This is a genomic window from Bacillus sp. V5-8f (assembly GCF_002863565.1).
Taxonomy (GTDB): Bacteria; Bacillota; Bacilli; order Bacillales; family DSM-1321; genus Peribacillus.
Genome location: NZ_PGUW01000024.1, coordinates 1 through 18627 on the forward strand (window position 1 = coordinate 1; position 18627 = coordinate 18627).

Annotated in this window: 21 protein-coding genes; 11 read left to right on the forward strand and 10 right to left on the reverse strand. The window is 42.0% G+C overall.

Annotated elements, in window-relative coordinates:
• Nucleotides 1-88: 88 nt before the first annotated feature.
• Together CUU64_RS18895 and CUU64_RS18900 are read right to left on the reverse strand one after the other, a co-directional pair.
• Nucleotides 89-856 carry a TraR/DksA C4-type zinc finger protein gene (locus CUU64_RS18895; RefSeq protein ID WP_101635228.1) on the reverse strand — a complete coding sequence of 256 codons (768 nt, stop codon included), beginning with the start codon at nt 854-856 and terminating at the stop codon, nt 89-91.
• A 151-nt stretch (nt 857-1007) separates the two neighbouring features.
• Nucleotides 1008-1940 (reverse strand): 1,4-dihydroxy-2-naphthoate polyprenyltransferase, encoded by a 933-nt coding sequence (locus CUU64_RS18900; protein WP_257985606.1) that lies wholly within the window; start codon nt 1938-1940, stop codon nt 1008-1010.
• Nucleotides 1941-2250: 310 nt separating this feature from the next.
• On the opposite strand from CUU64_RS18900, the gene CUU64_RS18905 reads away from it, so the two are divergent.
• From CUU64_RS18905 to CUU64_RS22220, 6 genes are all read left to right on the forward strand, one after another.
• The gene (locus CUU64_RS18905; protein WP_101635230.1) at nt 2251-3657 is read left to right on the forward strand and encodes an isochorismate synthase; all 1407 of its coding nucleotides are present in this window, start codon (nt 2251-2253) and stop codon (nt 3655-3657) included.
• Entirely contained in the window at nt 3650-5404 is a 1755-nt protein-coding gene (menD, locus tag CUU64_RS18910) for a 2-succinyl-5-enolpyruvyl-6-hydroxy-3-cyclohexene-1-carboxylic-acid synthase (RefSeq protein WP_101635231.1), read from the forward strand. Before CUU64_RS18905 ends, menD begins: the two co-directional genes overlap by 8 nt.
• Nucleotides 5404-6237, forward strand: coding sequence for a 2-succinyl-6-hydroxy-2,4-cyclohexadiene-1-carboxylate synthase (gene menH, locus CUU64_RS18915; RefSeq protein WP_101635232.1), 834 nt, complete (start codon nt 5404-5406; stop codon nt 6235-6237). The genes menD and menH overlap by 1 nt, the downstream gene beginning before the upstream one ends.
• Nucleotides 6227-7045, forward strand: a complete 819-nt coding sequence (gene menB / locus CUU64_RS18920; RefSeq protein ID WP_101635233.1) for a 1,4-dihydroxy-2-naphthoyl-CoA synthase — start codon at nt 6227-6229, stop codon at nt 7043-7045. Before menH ends, menB begins: the two co-directional genes overlap by 11 nt.
• A gap of 110 nt (nt 7046-7155) precedes the next feature.
• Nucleotides 7156-8649 carry an o-succinylbenzoate--CoA ligase gene (locus CUU64_RS18925; RefSeq protein WP_101635234.1) on the forward strand — a complete coding sequence of 498 codons (1494 nt, stop codon included), beginning with the start codon at nt 7156-7158 and terminating at the stop codon, nt 8647-8649.
• Between the two features lie 160 nt (nt 8650-8809).
• Nucleotides 8810-8950 (forward strand): hypothetical protein, encoded by a 141-nt coding sequence (locus CUU64_RS22220; RefSeq protein ID WP_180954679.1) that lies wholly within the window; start codon nt 8810-8812, stop codon nt 8948-8950.
• Nucleotides 8951-9025: 75 nt separating this feature from the next.
• Here CUU64_RS22220 and CUU64_RS18930 read toward each other — a convergent pair whose 3' ends face one another.
• Together CUU64_RS18930 and CUU64_RS18935 are read right to left on the reverse strand one after the other, a co-directional pair.
• Nucleotides 9026-9736: a response regulator gene (locus CUU64_RS18930; protein ID WP_180954680.1), complete on the reverse strand. Its 711-nt coding sequence runs from the start codon at nt 9734-9736 to the stop codon at nt 9026-9028.
• Nucleotides 9718-11340, reverse strand: coding sequence for an ATP-binding protein (locus CUU64_RS18935; protein WP_101635235.1), 1623 nt, complete (start codon nt 11338-11340; stop codon nt 9718-9720). The genes CUU64_RS18930 and CUU64_RS18935 overlap by 19 nt, the downstream gene beginning before the upstream one ends.
• Before the next feature lie 96 nt (nt 11341-11436).
• On the opposite strand from CUU64_RS18935, the gene CUU64_RS18940 reads away from it, so the two are divergent.
• The gene (locus tag CUU64_RS18940; RefSeq protein ID WP_180954681.1) at nt 11437-12492 is read left to right on the forward strand and encodes a DctP family TRAP transporter solute-binding subunit; all 1056 of its coding nucleotides are present in this window, start codon (nt 11437-11439) and stop codon (nt 12490-12492) included.
• Nucleotides 12493-12570: 78 nt separating this feature from the next.
• Here CUU64_RS18940 and CUU64_RS18945 read toward each other — a convergent pair whose 3' ends face one another.
• Nucleotides 12571-13584, reverse strand: a complete 1014-nt coding sequence (locus CUU64_RS18945; RefSeq protein WP_101635236.1) for a metal ABC transporter solute-binding protein, Zn/Mn family — start codon at nt 13582-13584, stop codon at nt 12571-12573.
• Nucleotides 13585-13757: 173 nt separating this feature from the next.
• A complete protein-coding gene (gene yidD, locus CUU64_RS18950) occupies nt 13758-13994 on the reverse strand; it encodes a membrane protein insertion efficiency factor YidD (protein WP_101635237.1) in 237 nt (78 codons plus the stop codon).
• A gap of 190 nt (nt 13995-14184) precedes the next feature.
• Here yidD and CUU64_RS18955 point away from each other — a divergent pair, with 190 nt between their 5' ends.
• Nucleotides 14185-14658, forward strand: coding sequence for an S-ribosylhomocysteine lyase (locus CUU64_RS18955; protein WP_101635238.1), 474 nt, complete (start codon nt 14185-14187; stop codon nt 14656-14658).
• A 63-nt stretch (nt 14659-14721) separates the two neighbouring features.
• Here the strand turns inward: CUU64_RS18955 and ytzI are convergent, their stop codons facing one another.
• Entirely contained in the window at nt 14722-14877 is a 156-nt protein-coding gene (ytzI, locus tag CUU64_RS18960; protein WP_101635239.1) for a YtzI protein, read from the reverse strand.
• 121 nt (nt 14878-14998) lie between these two features.
• Between ytzI and CUU64_RS18965 the strand changes: the two genes are divergently transcribed.
• A complete protein-coding gene (locus tag CUU64_RS18965; protein ID WP_101635240.1) occupies nt 14999-15439 on the forward strand; it encodes a Dps family protein in 441 nt (146 codons plus the stop codon).
• A gap of 128 nt (nt 15440-15567) precedes the next feature.
• Here CUU64_RS18965 and CUU64_RS18970 read toward each other — a convergent pair whose 3' ends face one another.
• A complete protein-coding gene (locus CUU64_RS18970; RefSeq protein WP_101635241.1) occupies nt 15568-15825 on the reverse strand; it encodes a DUF6154 family protein in 258 nt (85 codons plus the stop codon).
• Nucleotides 15826-16062: 237 nt separating this feature from the next.
• Between CUU64_RS18970 and CUU64_RS18975 the strand changes: the two genes are divergently transcribed.
• Both CUU64_RS18975 and ytkD read left to right on the forward strand, forming a co-directional pair.
• Nucleotides 16063-16395, forward strand: coding sequence for a hydrolase (locus tag CUU64_RS18975; protein WP_374702742.1), 333 nt, complete (start codon nt 16063-16065; stop codon nt 16393-16395).
• 153 nt (nt 16396-16548) lie between these two features.
• Nucleotides 16549-17034: an RNA deprotection pyrophosphohydrolase gene (gene ytkD, locus CUU64_RS18980; RefSeq protein ID WP_101635243.1), complete on the forward strand. Its 486-nt coding sequence runs from the start codon at nt 16549-16551 to the stop codon at nt 17032-17034.
• A 16-nt stretch (nt 17035-17050) separates the two neighbouring features.
• Here the strand turns inward: ytkD and CUU64_RS18985 are convergent, their stop codons facing one another.
• Together CUU64_RS18985 and CUU64_RS18990 are read right to left on the reverse strand one after the other, a co-directional pair.
• Nucleotides 17051-17839, reverse strand: coding sequence for an ABC transporter permease (locus CUU64_RS18985; protein WP_101635457.1), 789 nt, complete (start codon nt 17837-17839; stop codon nt 17051-17053).
• A complete protein-coding gene (locus CUU64_RS18990) occupies nt 17832-18617 on the reverse strand; it encodes an ABC transporter ATP-binding protein (protein ID WP_101635244.1) in 786 nt (261 codons plus the stop codon). Before CUU64_RS18990 ends, CUU64_RS18985 begins: the two co-directional genes overlap by 8 nt.
• Between the last annotated feature and the right edge of the window lie 10 nt (nt 18618-18627).

Here is an 18627-nt window from a genome sequence, read left to right on the forward strand (position 1 = left end):
CGGGTTCGAATCCCGTAGGGGTCATCCCAAAAAGGAGACAGTATATTACTTATACTGTCTCCTTTTTCTTTTAATCTATATCTGTTCATTATTTGTGCCGGTTTCGGCGTTCGTTCTTTACGTAACCATCTGATTGTTTAAAAGGAATATCTCCTAATTGAGACTCAATCCCTTCTTCGTCCAATCTGTCTTCGTATTCTTCTTGCTCCTTCGACCTGAACATTTTCGGGTTCTTACCGTCCATATCATTCCCAAGAAAGCTCTCATAATCTTCAGGGAAGGCATCATTTTCATTTTCAGTTTTATATAATGTATCATAGGACTGATGGTCGCCAGTGTAATCCGCTGGAGTCTCTGATGTGCCGAACCGGGCCAGTTCTCCGAAACTGTCTTCTTTATCGTTTATTTCACTGCCATCGCGACGGTTTTCAAAATGATCTCCAAGAGAAGGCTTGAGTACTTGTTCCTCAACTGGACGATCAACTATACGAAGATTTTCAGGTGTGTGTTCCACACAGTATAATGTAGAGGGCACAGCCTGTAGCCGGTCGTAAGGAATTTCCTCACCACATGTTCTGCACGTGCCATATGTTCCATCTTCTATTGCATTCAGGGCGTTATCAACTTTTTCAATTTCCGCCTCCGCATGCTCGTCAATAGCCATATTTCGTCCACGTTCGTATAGCTCCGTTCCCATATCTGCTGGATGATTATCGTATGAACTCAGTTCCCCAACGGATTCGGTTTGACTTGTATTGAACCAGCTTTCTTCATCTTGCTTAATTCTATTTTGGAGCTGCTTCTTTTCATTAAGTAGTTCTTGTTTTAATGTATGAATTTGTTCATTGGTAGCCATCATATGCACTCCTTACCTTTTTATTAAATTCTTGTCTGGAATATAAGTTAAATACCCGAACACGCAGTAAAGGAAACTATGCAAATTTTGCAAGGCTCCAACCATATATGGAATAAAAAATACCCTTGCCTACTGGCAAGGGTATTTACTACTAGATGAAATAGCTGATAAACAGACCGACTGATAAAAGGAAACCAAAAATGGTATTCGTTTGGGCGGTTGCTTTCATCGCAGGCATCATTTGAATTGGGACTGTCTTTCCGATAAATCCTTTTGTTGCCTTAACGGCTTTTGGAATGCTTAGGAACACCAATAGGACCCACGGGGAAACCGTTTCGGTAGCGGTTAGCCCTATCATCCATAAATATGAAACAGAAAACATTATACCGAGTAAGAATACCGCTTTTTTTCGTCCAATTAATATAGCAAGTGTTTTTCTCCCATTTGCCTTATCTCCATCCAAATCACGGATGTTATTGGACAAATTAATCAAGCCAACCAGAATTCCTATAGGTATTGCCACTAGAATGGATAATCTAGATACATTCCCTGCTTGGATGAAAAAAGAAATTAAAATGATTAGAAAGCCCATAAAGAAACCCGCGAAGAGCTCTCCGAACGGTGTAGACGATATAGGAAGTGGACCGCCGGTATATAAGTAGCCAATAGCCATGCATAATAAGCCTATAACAGCAAGCCACCAGGATGATTCTATGCAAATATACACTCCTAGAAGTGTGGCAATTGCGTAAAGAGCAAGCGCCAGTTTTAGCACAGTTTTTGGGGCCATTCCGTCCCTAACGATTGCGCCACCGATGCCAATTGATTCTTCCGTATCCAAACCCCGCTTAAAGTCATAATACTCGTTAAACATATTGGTGGCAGCTTGGATCAGCAAGCTAGCAACAAGCATAGCAATGAACAAAAGGCCATTAATGTCATTGGATTGCATAGCCAAAGCGGTGCCAATTAAGACCGGAATAAAACCGGCAGTCAATGTATGCGGCCGAGTGAGCTGCCAAAGAACCTTCCAGTTGCGTTTAGAATCCTGGAGGAGTGGAGCCGATTCAGTGTGAGTTCTCATTTGCATTGATTCTCTCCCCTGATAATGTATTTCTATTTTGACTGCAACAGATTAAATGTGTACAAATCGTTACAGATTAAGTGTAGAAAAACAAGAGGTTGGTGTCAATGCTTTTTAGGATAAACTCCCCAGATTACCTGCTGATTGCACGTGATTATTCGTAGAAAATGTATATTATTATATAATAAGGAAAAAAGTTGGTTTATCATATATGTAGAATGTTTGAATGTTTGACATAGGGATAAATCGGGGTGTATCTTTAAATAAGTTTGCTAAAGCTTTTTAAAGGAAAGGACAGGGGGATTTTGTTTTGGCCATCTCACACGAAAGTGAGCTGATTGAAGGGCTTCAAAAGGCACTTTCAGAAGCAAAAAGAAAACAGCATAAAGTCCTCTTCAGCGAAGTTGTGGAAGTTGATATTATCAACCCCCTTTCATTTTATCGGGCAGGAAGAGAAAATTATCTCGGTGAACGTTTTTTTTGGCAAGATCCTGCGAAAGAATTGATCATTGCCGGGTTGGGAAAAGCTGAGACAATCCAGGCCGAAGCACGTGGCTCACGGTTTAGGGATGTTGAACATAACTGGTTGGCCCTTATTGGTGATGCAGTTAAAACAGGGATCCTTCAAAAGGCTGGAACAGGGCCATTGTTATTTGGCGGATTTTCTTTTGACCACAAAAAGAGCGATTCCATTTTATGGGATCAATTTGGAGATAATTTATTCTATATTCCTACATTCATGTTGTCTATCGTGAATGGACAAGGCTTTTTAACAACTAATTTAATTTGTTCGCCTGAAGACCATATACAGCTCTTCATGAAAAAGATAAATGAACGGGATACGCTGTTGAACGGAGCGGCGAGTTTGGAGCCTGGAAAACAGGTACTGTTGGAACAAAGGGAAATCTCACCTGACCAATGGAAAGATACCGTTGCGACAACTATAAATGAAATAAAGGAAACAGATTTGGAAAAATTGGTTCTTGCGAGGGAGATGCGGCTTGTTTTTAAAGACCCCGTTTATTCGGAGCGGGTTTTGGAAAACTTATCCCGTGAACAGAAGGCAAGTTTTATATTTAGTTTGGAAGTCGGAAGCGACTGCTTTATAGGAGCGTCTCCTGAACGGTTAATCAAGAAGACTGGCGGGGAGATGTTTTCGACATGCCTTGCAGGTTCGATTGCAAGAGGTAAGGACAAGCAGGATGATGATATGCTAGGGCATATGCTGCTGCATGACCAGAAAAATCTGATCGAACATAAATATGTCGTGTCCATGATCGAACAAGCAATAAAATCTGTTTGCCATTCAGTGGATATACCTAAAAACCCCATTTTAATGAAAAACAGGCACATCCAGCATTTATATACTCCTGTTAAGGGTATTTGCGATGAATTTGTTTCTATCTTCGATGTAATGGATAAGCTTCACCCAACACCCGCACTTGGCGGATTGCCGAAAGAAAAAGCGGTAATCAGGATTCGTGAATTAGAACAACTTGAACGCGGTTTTTATGCTGGGCCAATTGGATGGGCGGATTCTTATGGAAACGGTGAATTTGCGGTAGCTATCCGGTCAGCATTATTGCAGGGGAAAGAAGCGTCCCTTTTTGCGGGATGTGGGATTGTAGAAAGTTCGACGCCTGAAAGCGAATATATTGAAACTTCAATCAAATTTAAGCCAATGCTAAGTGCCCTAGGAGGAATGCTGCATGAATGACAGAAAAGCGTTAACAGCATACACGGCATCATTTATTGATGAACTTGCCTTGAATCATGTGAAACATGTTGTTGTGAGTCCAGGATCAAGGTCAACCCCTCTGGCACTGATGCTTGCTGAACATCCGGATATTACGGTACACATAAATATAGATGAACGGTCAGCTGGTTTTTTTGCTCTTGGACTGGCAAAGGCACTCCGTGAACCTGTAGGTATGGTGTGTACGTCGGGAACGGCGACTGCGAACTATTATCCGGCTATTATCGAGGCCTATTATTCAAGGGTGCCTTTAATTGTACTAACAGCAGACCGGCCTCATGAACTTCGGGATGTAGGAGCGCCGCAAGCCATTAACCAAATTCATTTATATGGAAAACATGTGAAGTGGTTTGTGGAAATGGCTCTCCCTGAAGAATCTGAAGAAATGGTGAGGTACTCAAGAACAATTGGGTCAAGGGCAGTGGCCACAGCTACACAGGAGCCGGCCGGACCGGTACACTTGAACTTTCCGTTTCGTGAACCTCTTGTTCCATTTATGGACGAGGCCAAAAAATTTAGGGAAGGACAGCAAGTTAGTACTTCTACTGTAAATGTACATGGCGGTGAACTTGTGCTGTCTCCTGAAGCATTACACTCTGTTGTTAAGTTAATTGAAGGCTCCAGGCAGGGAATTATCGTATGTGGTGAGCTAGAGAGTGATGAGAAAAGGGCGGCCATTATTTCTTTATCGAAAATGCTTTCTTTTCCGATACTGGCCGATCCATTATCACAATTAAGAAGTGGAAGCCAGAATGTTAACAACATCATTGACTGTTATGATACGTTTTTGCGAGATGAACATGCTTCAAAGCTTCTAGCGCCAGATTTGGTTCTGCGTTTTGGTCCAATGCCTGTTTCAAAATCATTGTTATTATTTTTAAAAAAGCATAAAGGGGCCAAGCATCTTGTAGTAGATAGCGGTGGAGGATGGAGAGAACCTGCTGGTTTAGTATCTGACATGATATATAGCAATGAAGTTTTGTTTAGTAAGGGTGTTTGCGCTGCCATTCAAACAAAAGGAAATACCTCTTGGCTTGAACGATGGAAAAAGCTAAACGTTGCAACGAAGGGAGCCCTTCAAACCATCCTCGATGAAGACGAATTAAGTGAAGGCAAGCTCTTTTTGATTCTTCAGGATTTAATGCCGAATTCATCTCATCTATTCGTTGGAAACAGCATGCCGATTCGGGATTTGGATACATTCTTTTTTACGGGCAAAAAGAAAATCAGGACATTTGCCAACCGAGGTGCCAATGGCATTGATGGTGTAGTATCCACAGCTCTCGGTGTTAGTACGGTATTAGACAACACTGTCTTAGTCATTGGAGACTTGAGTTTTTTCCATGACATGAACGGACTGATGGCAGCCAAGCTGCAAAAGGCCAATATAACCATCTTACTTATCAATAATGATGGAGGCGGTATTTTTTCTTTCTTGCCTCAGGCTTCCGAAAAGGAATACTTTGAAACATTATTTGGGACTCCCCACGGTCTTGATTTTTCCCATGCAGTTGCGTTATATGGAGGAAATTACACAAAAGCCGAGTCTTGGAGCGAATTTGCTTATGCCTTTACGAATTCGTTTGCTATACCCGGTTTGAAGGTTATTGAGGTGCAAACTGTAAGAGATTCTAATGTCGTAAAACACAGAGAATTGTGGAGTTTTGTTTCCCAGGAAATAAAACAGTCATTGTTTGAGGAAAAATAATGAAAATAATCAGTAACGGTGTCGAATATCACATTGAGATAAAGGGGGAAGGAGAGCCTTTGCTCCTTCTTCATGGTTTTACAGGCAACCTGAAAACCTGGCTCCCTCTCGTTCAAATCTTAGAATCCAAGTATCGATTCATCATGGTGGACTTGATTGGCCATGGTAAGACGGACTCACCGGAAGATTATAAGAGGTATTCGATGGAAAAGGCTGCTAAAGATTTGAAAAATATTTTAGAGACTATTGACGTGAAAAAAACAAATGTTCTTGGTTACTCCATGGGTGGCCGCCTTGCTTTAAGTTTTGCTAGATCTTATCCAGAATATGTTGAGAGACTTATTCTCGAAAGTGCATCGCCTGGACTTAGGACAGAAGAAGAAAGAAGCATTCGACAAGAAAGTGACCGAAAGTTGGCCGGACGGATCTTAGAAAAAGGCATTGCCGATTTTATCGATTATTGGGAATCCATTCCACTTTTTGAAAGCCAGAAAAACCTGCCGCTTCAGAAGAAACTAGAAATTCGAAGGCAGCGTCTATTAAACTCGGAAACCGGCCTGGCGGGCAGCCTGCAAGGGATGGGGACGGGATCCCAGCCTTCCTGGTGGGATCAGTTGCAGCACATTGACTTTCCAGTCCTGCTTGTCACAGGGGAACTTGATCAGAAGTTCTGTAATATCGCGGACCAAATGAAAAACGATATAAAAAATTGTGAATGGATAATAATAAAAGGTGCTGGACATGCGATTCATGTGGAAGTTGTCGAGAAGTTTGGTAAAATAGTAAGTGAGTTTTTACAAAGGTATAAAGGAGGAGAAATGAATGGCAATTGAATGGGCAACAGTCAGGGAATATGAAGATATTCTTTATCAAAGCTATAATGGAATTGCACGCATTTCCATCAATCGTCCTGAGGTACATAATGCATTCCGTCCAAAAACGGTAATGGAATTAATTGATGCCTTCTCGAGGGCAAGAGATGATTCTAGTATAGGAGTCATCATTCTTACGGGAGAAGGTGGGAAGGCATTCTGTTCCGGCGGAGATCAAAAGGTTCGCGGCCACGGCGGTTATGTAGGGGAAGATGAAATTCCTCGTTTGAATGTTTTAGATCTACAAAGGTTAATTCGTGTTATTCCTAAGCCAGTTGTAGCAATGGTAGCAGGATATGCCATTGGCGGGGGACACGTGCTTCATGTTGTCTGCGATTTAACAATTGCGGCGGACAACGCTGTATTTGGACAAACAGGACCAAAAGTAGGAAGCTTTGATGCAGGATACGGTTCTGGTTATCTTGCACGTATCGTCGGCCATAAAAAAGCCCGTGAAATTTGGTACTTGTGCCGACAATATAACGCCCAGGAAGCGCTTGATATGGGACTCGTCAATACGGTAGTACCTTTAGACGAGCTTGAAGCAGAGACGGTTAAATGGTGCGAAGAGATGCTTGAAAAGAGCCCTACAGCTCTTCGCTTCCTGAAAGCAGCCATGAACGCTGATACTGACGGGCTTGCCGGCTTGCAGCAGATGGCAGGGGATGCAACCCTTCTTTACTATACAACCGATGAAGCAAAAGAAGGCCGCGATGCGTTCAAAGAGAAGCGCAAACCGGATTTCGGGCAGTTCCCTCGCTTTCCGTGATTAATGTGCACATAGGCAATACTGAAACTAAAACAGCTTGACGGATTTCCGTCGAGCTGTTTTTATACCATTAAACATTAGAAATTCTCTTAAAAGGAGAAAGATAAAAGATGATAACGGGAGAAAGACTTCCAAATTGGCTGAAAAAAAGAGCTGAAATTACCCCTGAGAGGGTTGCTATTGAATTTCGAGATAGACAATATACATTTCGCGAGCTTGATAAATTGGCGGAGGAAAATGCAAGGAGGCTTGTCTCCCTTGGTCTCCAGAAAGGAGATACTTGCGCCTTTTTATTAAGAAACCATATTGATAGTGTGATTATGATTCATGCGCTGTTCAATTTAGGGATTACCATTGTCATGTTGAACAGCAGATTAACAGCTAAAGAATTAAGCTGGCAAATCGCAGACAGCGAGTCTAAGTGGTTAATAACAGAGGGGGGCTTCTCTGACAAGCTTGAAGGGATTGCAGCGGAACTCCCACGGGTCCAAATCTTAATAAAAGAAGAAGTAATGTTGCTTCCTGCTAAGTCCAAGTCATATACCGAGGAAGAATTTGTACTCACAGATGCTGCGACAATCATGTACACATCAGGTACAACCGGAAAGCCTAAGGGTGTGATCCAGACGTTCGGGAATCATTGGTGGAGTGCCATGGGATCTGTTCTAAATCTCGGACTTACAGAAGAAGATTGTTGGTTTTGCGCCGTTCCCATTTTTCACATCAGCGGTCTTTCAATCCTGATGAGAAATGTGGTTTACGGAATGAAGATCATCCTTGTAGAGACATTTAATGAGGAAGAAGCAAATGAAATGATCATGAAAAAAGGGGTTACTATCATATCGGTTGTTGCAGCGATGTTAAACCGGATGTTGCTTGCCCTGGGTGAGCAGCGCTATCCTGACCATTTCCGCTGTATGCTTCTAGGCGGGGGGCCGGCATCTAAACATCTTCTGGAGGAAAGTAAAAGAAAGCGGATTCCGGTTTATCAAACGTATGGTATGACCGAAACATCTTCTCAAATTGTCACCCTTGCGCCCGAGTACAGCATGAAGAAAATTGGTTCTGCAGGGAAGCCATTGTTTCCTTCACAACTGAAAATTGAGGTTGATGGCCGCACTGCATCACCAGATGAACCAGGTGAAATTGTAGTGGCGGGTCCAAATGTAACCAAGGGCTATTTAAACAGGGAGGAAGAAACGAGCCGGGCGATAAAGAATGGCTGGCTGTATACTGGGGATATAGGATATTTAGACAGTGAAGGGTTTTTATACGTAATGGACCGCCGATCGGATTTGATTATTTCTGGCGGAGAGAATGTGTATCCTGCAGAAATAGAGTCGGTTTTAAGCTTGCATCCTGCAGTTTTTGAAGCAGGTGTCTCGTCGATGAGTGACATGAAGTGGGGGCAAATACCGGTTGCGTTTGTTGTCCCGTATCCTGACATGAAGCCGGCTGAAGCTGAGCTTATTGAATTTTGTAGAGATCAGTTAGCACCCTACAAGGTTCCGGGGGAGATCGTTTTCTGCGAGTCTTTGCCGCGGAATGCATCAAATAAACTGCTGCGTCGTGAGCTGAAAAAGCGGCTGGAGGAACGTGGATAACAGTCTGTATTGAACCTAGAAAAGGATAGGTGAAAGGCAATTTTTAAAGCCCCTATTTTTTATAAAATAGGCGAATGTCGCTTTTTTCGGCTGGATGGAACTCTGTATAATATAATTAATCACCATCAGTATAACACCAGAGGCAGGGAGCTGAAGATTTATGAAAAAGCCTTACCTTATAGCTGAAATTCTTTTAAAAAGAGGAATGCCTATTACTGTTGTGAAGGAGATTACTAATCTGGCCGATCATGAAATCCGGCGCTTAAAGATCAGTTCTACTGAGCCGAACACTGCTTTATAATTTATAGACAAACAAAGGACCGGGATTAAGGTGTGAAATAGCGCCGGTTTCCGGTCCTTTTTACGCAGCGCATTTTTATCGCTGCCTTTTCATGATATATTTATTAATCGGCCTGCCAATTCCGCCATATTGAACATCTAAATCCAAAATTCCTGCACCTTTGAGATAATCGAGGTAGCGTCTCGCTGTAACACGGGCAATTCCGATTCCGTCCGCCACCTCCTCAGCGGATAACGGAACCGTCTGGTTATTCAAAAATTCCTTAATCTGGGTAAGCGTGGCTGCATTCAGTCCCTTTGGAAGATTTTCCTGAATAACAACGTATCCATCCTCTTTGGCTGAATCCTTTTGAAACATGATTTTGTCAAGTTCTGTCTGTGATAAAAGGGCATCCTCACTTTGCTGTATACTATATATATAATACTTTTCTAATGTCAATTTAAGCCTGTCAAATTTAAATGGTTTGATCAAATAATCAAAGGCGCCATTCTGCATCATTTTTCGAATGGTTTTCTGGTCATTCGCTGCCGAAATTACAATCACATCGACATCTGTCTGTTGCTTTCTAATTTGATGGATGGTCTCTACGCCATCCAGAATGGGCATAAAGATATCCATGATCACTAGGTCAGGGGTTAAATCCCGGATTTTTTGCAATCCATCCTTACCGTTTGAAGCAACGCCAATTACTTCAAAGCCATCTACCTGCTCGATAAATTGCCGATTCACTTCTTGTACCATTGGATCATCCTCAATAAGAAGAACCTTTATTTTTTCCTTTTCCAAATCGGATCCTCCTTACGTTTTTTCATAGGGAACTTTAAATAAAAAGCAGTTCCTTCATCGGGGCCTGAAGTAACCTGGATTTCCCCGCGCCCTTTTTCTACGATTTGGGCGATCAGGTACAAGCCGATGCCGGATCCGTCCGCTCCTTTGGTTGTATATCCATAATCAAATATGTGCTCTTTAATAGGACCTGGAATACCGCTTCCGTTATCCTCCACAACGATTTCACAACTGTATTCATCCTGGTTTATATATAAATAGACTTGTTTCTTTTCTTGGTTTTCCTCTTTCAAAGCAGCAAAGGAGTTTTCAATCAAATTGCCTAAGATAAGGACGAAATCATGATGGTCAAGATCATCGGGAAAGCGGTCCAAGCTTGTATGCTTGTCGATGAGCAACTCAATTCCTAGTTCTTTTCCTCTAGACACCTTACTGATGAGCAGGCCAGCAAGGCTATCATGATGGATATGTTTGCTCAAAAACCTGGTCAGTTCTTCCTGCTCCTCTGTAACCTGAAAAACATATGCCAGTGCTTCATCAAGCTTTCCGAGCTGGATCAAACCAGAAATTGTATGCAGTTTATTCATGTGCTCATGGTTTTGGACTCTTAAGGCCTCTACAAAAGTCTTCACCCCGGTCAGCTCTTCCGCCAGCTTTGTGGCATCTGTCCGGTCCTGGAAGATTGCGACTGCACCGATCGTACGATTCTCAAGTTTAATTGGCACCCGGTTGGAGACAATGTTTCGATGCTGGACCGAGATCTCTTGATTATAGATGGGATCGGACCGTTTCAAAACTTCAGGCAGCCTCGTGTCATGAATCACTTCTTTTATTTGCTTGCCGATCACATCCCCACTGATTCCAAATAGCTGCATCGCCTTTTTATTAAAAATAGTGATTCGTTCCCGGTTATCGATAGCGATTACACCTTCGTGCATGGCGTTGAACGCGGCTGTCCTCTCAACGAGCATTCTAGAAATCTGATGGGGCTCCAGTTCAAAGGTTTCCTTTTTTATATGCCTTGCCAGGATCCAGGAACCGCATGCTCCAAACAGCAGCGTCAGGAATAAAAGAACGTAAATATCCTCTTTGGATTGTCCTAGTATTTCCGTGAAGGTGGGAAGGATGTTACCTACGAGTACAACCCCTACCTGTTTATTTTCCTTATTCAAAATCGGTACGAAGGCCCGTACCGATGTCCCAAGTTCACCGGTAGCTTTTGATAGGTATTCATGCTCTGCAAAAGCCGCGCTTTCATCTCTGCCATGTGAAACCGTACCTAATTTTTCGTAAACGGGATGGGAGTAGCGGATTTTTTCCTGATTCATAACAACGATATAATCTGCAGCATGAATAACACGCAGGTTTTCGATGACTGGCTGCAGGGAATGCCAGCCTTCAGGTTCTTGAACATAGATTTGAACTTCTGGTAGCTCGGCGATTGTGTGGGCAGTGATCATCGAACGCTTACCGAATTCTTCTTCCTTAAGGGATACAGCATTGCCGAGTAAAATTATGCCGCCTATCAGAATGGAAAAGGCAACAATCCCGAATGAAAGCAACGTGATTTTCCATTGAATTGGCATGTGTCCGGATTTTTTCATGATGCTCTCCTCCAAAATTTCTACAATAATTTTATCATGAAAAAAACGCTGTGATACAATAGATTTATAGATACCCTCAGGGAAGGAGAGGGAAGAATGCGTTCCTTTTTGACCCCTTTATTATTCATATTAATCGGATTGGGAATCGCCTCAGTGATAGCGTTCCAATCGTTCTCGTTAGAAAAGCAGCTGCCTGAAGATGATGAACAACAGGGGCTTAACGGCCAGGTTATTATCAAATTCAGCCATGTGGTGGCGGAAAACACCCCAAAAGGATTGGCTGCCCAACGGTTTGCCAGCCTTGTGGAGAAATATTCGGACCAAAAGGTAAGGGTAGAGGTGTATCCGAACCAATCCCTGTATAGCGACGGGGAAGAGATAGAGGCATTGCAAAGGAATGAGGTGCAAATGATAGCTCCTGCTGCATCGAAATTAACAGAGTTGTCACCAAAATGGCAGCTGCTGGACCTTCCTTTCATTTTCCCGAACCATGATGCGCTAAAGGACGCCTTGGGAGGAGATATAGGAAAAGAGCTGTTGGGCGCGTTGGAAGAGCAAGATATTAAGGGTTTGTCGTTCTGGTCCAATAATTTTAAGCAGATTACCAGCAATTCACCAATCAGGCATCCATCTGATTTTAAGGGAAAGAATTTTCGGATCATGAAGAGCCGTGTGTTGGAAGAACAGTTCCGCCATTTTGGGGCAACTACCTCCATGACTGCCTTTAACGATACTTTCAGAAACTTGGAAAAAAATCAATTGGACAGCCAGGAAAATACAATCTCCAACATTAATTCAAAAAAACTGTACCAGGTCCAAAAATATATGACCATTAGTGACCATGGGTATCTAGGCTATGCAGTCCTGGTGAATAAACAGTTCTGGGACGGCCTGCCAAGGGATATTAAAGAAGATATTGAAAAGGCAATGGCCGAAACAACGGATTGGTTATGGGACAAATCCCAGGAAATGAACACACAGCAAATGCAGGAAATAAAGTCTAATTCTAACATACAGATTTATCAGCTAACGGAGGATGAAAAGAAGGAGTGGATGAGGGAGATGACTGTGGTATATGAAGAGTTTGAGCCATCGATAGGAAAAGACCTAATGGAAAGAGCCCAGCTGATTAGAAATAAGTATACACCGTAGTAGAGCCTTTCGGTTTCATGTAGGTGTTGAAAAGAAAAAGAACGAAATGCACTTTATCCATGCATTTCGTTCTTTTTGTCAGTGTAAAGCGGTTTTCAAGGTTTCCGCGTTTTTGTTCATGAGGCTGAAATAATCTTCCCCATCTTTTAAATCCTTGTCAGTGAGTACGGATAGGTTATGGAGTGTTAAAGATTTTGCGCCGATTTCCTTTCGGATGATTTCTGTCAGCTTAGAGCTCGTGTTTTGTTCGAAAATGACAGAATGGATTCCTTGCTGCTTGGCTGTTTTAATGATTTCTTGTAATTGCTTTTGTGAAGGATCACTTGAAGCGGAAAGTCCCGTGACGCTAATTTGTTTAATTCCATATCGGTCTTCCCAGTACCCATAAGCCCCGTGGGAAACGATGATTTTGTTCGTTTTTGAATTGGCTGTTGCCGTCTTGAACGTTTCGTCCAGTTCCTGTAGTTGTTTTTCCACTTTATTGTAATTATCTTCAAAATACGCTTTTTGCTGTGGCATCTCAGTGACCAGTGCATCCTTTATTAATTCAGCCATTTCTTGCGAATAGACAGGATCAAGCCAAATATGTGGATCTACACCACCATGCTGGTGGTGGTCGCCTTCCCCCTCATGCGAATCTTCGTGGGTATCACCATGTCCATTCGCATGCTCATCTGAATGCTCATCGTTATGCTCGCTGGCATCCCCTTCTGAAGTGCCGTTTTCTTCCTCAAGGTGTACCTTTTCTCCAATGGCCGTCATTTTGACACCTTCCTGCTCCAGAATGGGCTTGGCTTTCGTAACAAATCCTTCGAGATTATGGCCGATATAGAAAAATAGGTCTGAATCTGCCATCTTGATAATATCCTTTTGTGTTGGTTCAAATGAGTGCTCATCAGTGCCAGGAGGATATACTGTGCCCGTTTCAACGTATTTTCCGCCGATTTTTTCGGTGAAGTCCTTAAGCGGATAAACAGTCGTGTAAACCTTTATTGTATCTTTGTTTTCCGTGTTTTCGTTTTCCTTGGAATTACAACCGGATAAAATAAGGACAATAGTTAGGAATAAAAAAAATGCAAGCTTTCTTCCCATTATTTCACACACCTTTTATAATCGTATTGATTCCGATTTAAGACACATAAAGCATCATAAGTATCGAAATTTGTGGTAATTTTCATTTTTTATAAAAACGTAATGATTACGATTTGACTTATGTATCATACATGAATATATAGCAAAAAAGCAAGCATTAAATTGAGGCTGGATCAATTTTCCCCTTTATGCTGCCGCTCGGGCACAGGGTCTATTCCGCCAGGATGGAACGGATGGCACTTCAAGAGGCGTTTCATTGTAAGCCAGCTGCCAATAATCGGTCCGAACCGCTTTATCGCTTCTAGCCCATAGTGGGAACAGGTAGGATAAAATCGGCAAGTTGGAGGTTTAAGAGGGGATATGGCGACTTGATAAAACCGTATGAACCCAATAAATAATTTTTTAATCATGAGGAATCTTCCTTTTCAAACTTTCAATGGATTGGTGTATTTACTATAGCATAATTTGCAGTAAAAAGGATTGCAATCCTCTTGGAAAGCCCAAATGAGAAAGGCTGGATAACCATTTTCGGTGAAAAGGATGAAATAATATGGAATTCGAGGTAAAATAGTAATTACAATGTATTAAGGAGTGATATTCATGCCTTCAGTAGAAAGCTTTGAATTGGACCATAACGCCGTAAAAGCTCCCTTTGTCAGGCATTGCGGTGTACACAAAGTCGGGACCGATGGTGTTGTAAATAAATTTGATATTCGGATCTTCCAGCCAAACAAAGAGGCAATGCAGCCAGTCGCAATCCATTCGCTTGAGCATTTGCTAGCCTATACCATTCGCAAGCATGCCGAAAAATATGAGCACTTTGATATTATCGATATTTCGCCAATGGGCTGCCAAACTGGTTTTTATCTTGTTGTCAGCGGTGAACCAACAGTATCAGAAATCATAGATGTTCTTGAGGAAACAATGAAGGATGCTGTGGAAGCGACGGAGATTCCAGCTGCAACAGAGACACAATGCGGACAGGCGAAGCTCCATGATCTTGAAGCAGCTAAGAAATTGATGCGATATTGGCTCAGCCAAACGAAAGAGGACCTTCATCAGGTATTTGCTTAACTAAATATGCATTAAAAGGTAAAATAGTATTAGAAAAGTTCCTGCCCTTTAGCAGGAACTTTTTTATTGGCCGTGTTTTTTCTTGTTTTCTTCGTCATCCGGTATGGGATCCACGGAATCGATGGTATGCTTGTATCCGTACCCTTTGTTTATAGTTAATACTGATAAAAGCAATACGACGAGCACAATTATTATTCCTATGATCAGTACAATTTTCATGGTTAACTTCCTTTACGTTCAGGTTATATTTATATTTTAGCATTTTAATGTGAACAGAACGATAAAATGTTTTCAACAAAAGGGAAATGGGAAATATAAGTTTGAACAGGAGGATGATACTATGCCAAATAATTTAACAAATGTAATCAACAAGGAAGTCGCCAATTTCACCCTGCTTTACACTAAATTGCATAACTACCATTGGTTTGTGAACGGACCACATTTTTTCGACCTTCACGTAAAGCTGGAAGAATTGTATAACGAGGCAGCGGCCAATATCGATGAAATGGCTGAGAGGCTTTTGGCTATCGGGGAGAAGCCGGCTGCAACGATCAAGGAATACCTGGGATTAACCACGCTTGAAGAAGCAACTGGACAGGAAACAACGGATGATATGATCCAAAGTGTTATAACTGATTTTGAAAAAATATCAAAAGAGCTTGATGAAGGCATTGACCTCGCCAATCAGGCGGATGATGATGTAACAGCCGATATGATGACCGGCATGAAAAAAAGCCTGGACAAGCATGCCTGGATGCTGCGTGCGTATCTAGGAAAGTAAATAAGAAAGTCTATGAAAGCCTTGCGTCTTGCCGCAAGGCTTTTATTTTTTAAGTGAGCATCAGGCGCACAAAAAGCCCTGAAGCAACTTTTCTTCAAGGCTTATTATGTATTATTGTGGTTTTTGTGTTAATGAATATTACGGTTATGATAGGGGGCGGGCTTCGTATCCTCCAGGCCTTCTTTGGCGAACTTTCCTTTTAAAGATTCGATGATATAGATGCCAAGCAGGTTATTTAGTTCCTGGTCATCCATCTCATTCAGCAAGCCCAGAATCTCGTTTCTGTCCAGTTGTTCCAAAACAGCAAATGCAAGCATATCGATATCTTCTTCATCACCAGTTAGTTTATTTCTGTATAAATTATAAAGGTCATCAATTAGCTTCATCACAGTCACCTCGATTGCCTATTCATTTTTATGTAAATATGAATTTCCAAAACCCAGTAAGTGTTATATATATTTTTTACCCTTTATCCAATTCTTTAATCTATTTTTTACATTTCGGGATGAATCAATTATGGGACCCGAATATAAAGAGAGTACCTGCATGTCCGGAATGAAGAGAGTGCATTAAACAAAAACTGTATATATGAAGTGAATAAAGGGGCGATTATTGTGTCTGAAATGAAGAACACCTATTATATTTATGTGGCAAACGGGCAAATATCCAGGGATGGAGAAAGCTCTCCATGGAACTTTAAAATTGAAGCCACAGACGAAGAAATCATTAAACTGAGGGAATATTTTAACCAAAATGCAGATACGGAAATCGAAAATTTCTTCCGTGCTCATGTTCCTTACATACAGTACCACTATGACAGAGAAAATGATGAATACGATAAGACTATCCAAAAAATTTATGGGATGATCTATGAACTGGGAGACGATGAAGCGAAAAATCATATTGAAAGCATGGGAATCCTTCAGGAAAAACCAACCACGGATGGCCTCTTATAACGAGAGGCCGTTCTTTCGGTATGATTAAATGAATATGTTTCATTAGACTTTTCTCAGGTCAAACACTGTCGTCGTTTCGTTCTTGGTTACAAGACGCTTTTTGTTATAAGATTAAGTATAATATGGGTGTTTCTAGCGAATGGAGTTGTTAGTTTGAAAATATTTACGGATGCCCATGGCAACAAGGTTGAATTTTCCCCGGTATGGAATGCATTCGGCGACGCAAACCATGTTTTGGCACTATGCCGTTTTGAGAACAGCTGGGTACTGACGGACCATACCAGGCGCGGGCTTGAATTTCCCGGGGGCAAGAGAGAAAAGGGCGAAACAGTCGAGGAGGCTGTGAATCGGGAAATCTATGAGGAGACAGGAGGAATAACAGGAGCATTACTGTTTCTGGGGCAGTATAAAGTTTATTCACCTAGAGGCGCTTTTATTAAGTCCATTTATTTTGCTGAACTAGACGACATCGTGCGGAAGGAAGATTACCTCGAAACGAATGGACCTGTCCTCATGGACCAGCTGCCGGAAAACTTGAAGGATGATGAGAGGTTTAGTTTCATCATGAAGGATCAAATCGTGCCGCTTAGTTTAAATGTGCTGACAATATTAAAAAAAGAACATAGGGCCGATTCATAGTCCCTTATGTTCCTCTTTAGTTATTTTTTATTAACTTCTTTTCAAGAAGCTCTACAAGCTGGTACATAATGGTGGCAAATACGGCAATGATTAGTAGGGAGAGAAGTACAAGGTTGAAGTTAAATACCTGGAAACCGTAGATAATCATGTAGCCTAACCCTTTTTCTGAAACAAGGAATTCACCAACAATTACACCCACCCAGGAAAGGCCCACATTCACCTTCAAAGTAGAGATGATTGTGGGAAATGATGCCGGCAGGATTGCTTCCTTAAACATTTGCACGCGGCTTGCACCAAAGGTCTGCAGGACTTTTAAGTAATTGGGGTCGACTTCCCGGAATGACGTATAGACTACAATTGTAGTAATGATAATGGAAATAATTGCACCCATTGCGATAATCGATGTCATATTCGGTCCAAGAGCCACAATAAGAATTGGCCCAAGGGCAACCTTTGGCATGGCATTTAAAATTACCAGGTAGGGATCCAAAATTTTGGAAAGCATCGGTGACCACCAAAGGATGGCGGCTAGACCGGTCCCAAGGAGAGTCCCAATCAAGAACCCGAGAAGGGTTTCAAACACTGTTACACTTAAATGGGATGCAAGTGTGCCGTCAATCACCTTTTCGATAAAAAGGGACCATACTTTGGAGGGAGCGCTGAATATAAGCGGATCGATCCATTCCATTCTCGAGAAGGCCTCCCATAAGGCAAAGAAGGTAATGAAGATCAACAGCTGGAAAAAACGTACCCAGCGCCTTTCCCTTCGTAAAGATGCCTTATATTGATTATGGAGGTTATTCATTTGCTTGGCTGAATTCAAGATTCTCTAGCTCCTTCCATATGGTTTGAAATAATTCCGGGTATAGCGGGTGGTTTCTCGCTTCAAAAGGTGACAAGGAGCGCAGTTCAGCTGGTACGGAAAAGGTTTTATGGATTCTTCCCGGCTTAGCAGTAAAAAGATAAATTCGGTCACTCATAGAAATGGACTCTCCAATGTCATGTGTTACGAGGATCGCTGTTTTAGCGAATGCTTTTAAAGTTTCGGAAACAAGGTCTTCGAGCTTTAACTTTGTTTGATAATCTAGTGCTGAAAATGGTTCATCCAAAAGCAATATTTGGGGGTCCACAGCGAGTGTCCGTGCCAGAGCTGCACGTTGCCTCATACCGCCGGATAGCTGTCTAGGAAACTGTTTTTCGACGCCGGATAAACCAACATCCCCGAGCAGCTTCAACGCCTGAATTCTGGTTGGCGCCTCATCCTTTTTTAAAAGCTTTAACCCAAGCATGATATTTTCTTCTATTGTCTTCCATGGGAAAAGATAATCCTGCTGGAGCATATAGCCGATTGAGAATCCTGTATGGCTGTCAATCGGTTTGTTTTCAAGTAGAATGCTCCCGGAAGTGGGCGGAAAAAGGCCGGCAATAATCGATAAGAGGGTTGTTTTTCCGCAGCCACTGGGTCCGAGGAAGGAAATGAATTCCCCTTCCTCGATGTCAAGGCTGATATTTTCTAGGGCGGTAGTGGCTGTTTTTTCTGAAAAATAGATATGGTCAATATTTTTTATCGTTAAAAGACCCATTGTAAAGCCT

Coding starts and splice junctions, on each gene's coding strand:
- menB (WP_101635233.1), top strand. CDS start 6,227: ATGGCAATTGAATGGGCAACAGTCAGGGAATATGAAGATATTCTTTAT.
- CUU64_RS18990 (WP_101635244.1), bottom strand. CDS start 18,617: ATGGGTCTTTTAACGATAAAAAATATTGACCATATCTATTTTTCAGAA.
- CUU64_RS22220 (WP_180954679.1), top strand. CDS start 8,810: ATGAAAAAGCCTTACCTTATAGCTGAAATTCTTTTAAAAAGAGGAATG.
- menH (WP_101635232.1), top strand. CDS start 5,404: ATGAAAATAATCAGTAACGGTGTCGAATATCACATTGAGATAAAGGGG.
- CUU64_RS18900 (WP_257985606.1), bottom strand. CDS start 1,940: ATGAGAACTCACACTGAATCGGCTCCACTCCTCCAGGATTCTAAACGC.
- CUU64_RS18975 (WP_374702742.1), top strand. CDS start 16,063: ATGAAGAACACCTATTATATTTATGTGGCAAACGGGCAAATATCCAGG.
- CUU64_RS18945 (WP_101635236.1), bottom strand. CDS start 13,584: ATGGGAAGAAAGCTTGCATTTTTTTTATTCCTAACTATTGTCCTTATT.
- CUU64_RS18925 (WP_101635234.1), top strand. CDS start 7,156: ATGATAACGGGAGAAAGACTTCCAAATTGGCTGAAAAAAAGAGCTGAA.
- CUU64_RS18970 (WP_101635241.1), bottom strand. CDS start 15,825: ATGAAGCTAATTGATGACCTTTATAATTTATACAGAAATAAACTAACT.
- CUU64_RS18955 (WP_101635238.1), top strand. CDS start 14,185: ATGCCTTCAGTAGAAAGCTTTGAATTGGACCATAACGCCGTAAAAGCT.
- CUU64_RS18965 (WP_101635240.1), top strand. CDS start 14,999: ATGCCAAATAATTTAACAAATGTAATCAACAAGGAAGTCGCCAATTTC.
- CUU64_RS18940 (WP_180954681.1), top strand. CDS start 11,437: ATGCGTTCCTTTTTGACCCCTTTATTATTCATATTAATCGGATTGGGA.
- CUU64_RS18895 (WP_101635228.1), bottom strand. CDS start 856: ATGGCTACCAATGAACAAATTCATACATTAAAACAAGAACTACTTAAT.
- yidD (WP_101635237.1), bottom strand. CDS start 13,994: ATGATTAAAAAATTATTTATTGGGTTCATACGGTTTTATCAAGTCGCC.
- ytzI (WP_101635239.1), bottom strand. CDS start 14,877: ATGAAAATTGTACTGATCATAGGAATAATAATTGTGCTCGTCGTATTG.
- CUU64_RS18935 (WP_101635235.1), bottom strand. CDS start 11,340: ATGAAAAAATCCGGACACATGCCAATTCAATGGAAAATCACGTTGCTT.
- menD (WP_101635231.1), top strand. CDS start 3,650: ATGAATGACAGAAAAGCGTTAACAGCATACACGGCATCATTTATTGAT.
- CUU64_RS18985 (WP_101635457.1), bottom strand. CDS start 17,839: ATGAATAACCTCCATAATCAATATAAGGCATCTTTACGAAGGGAAAGG.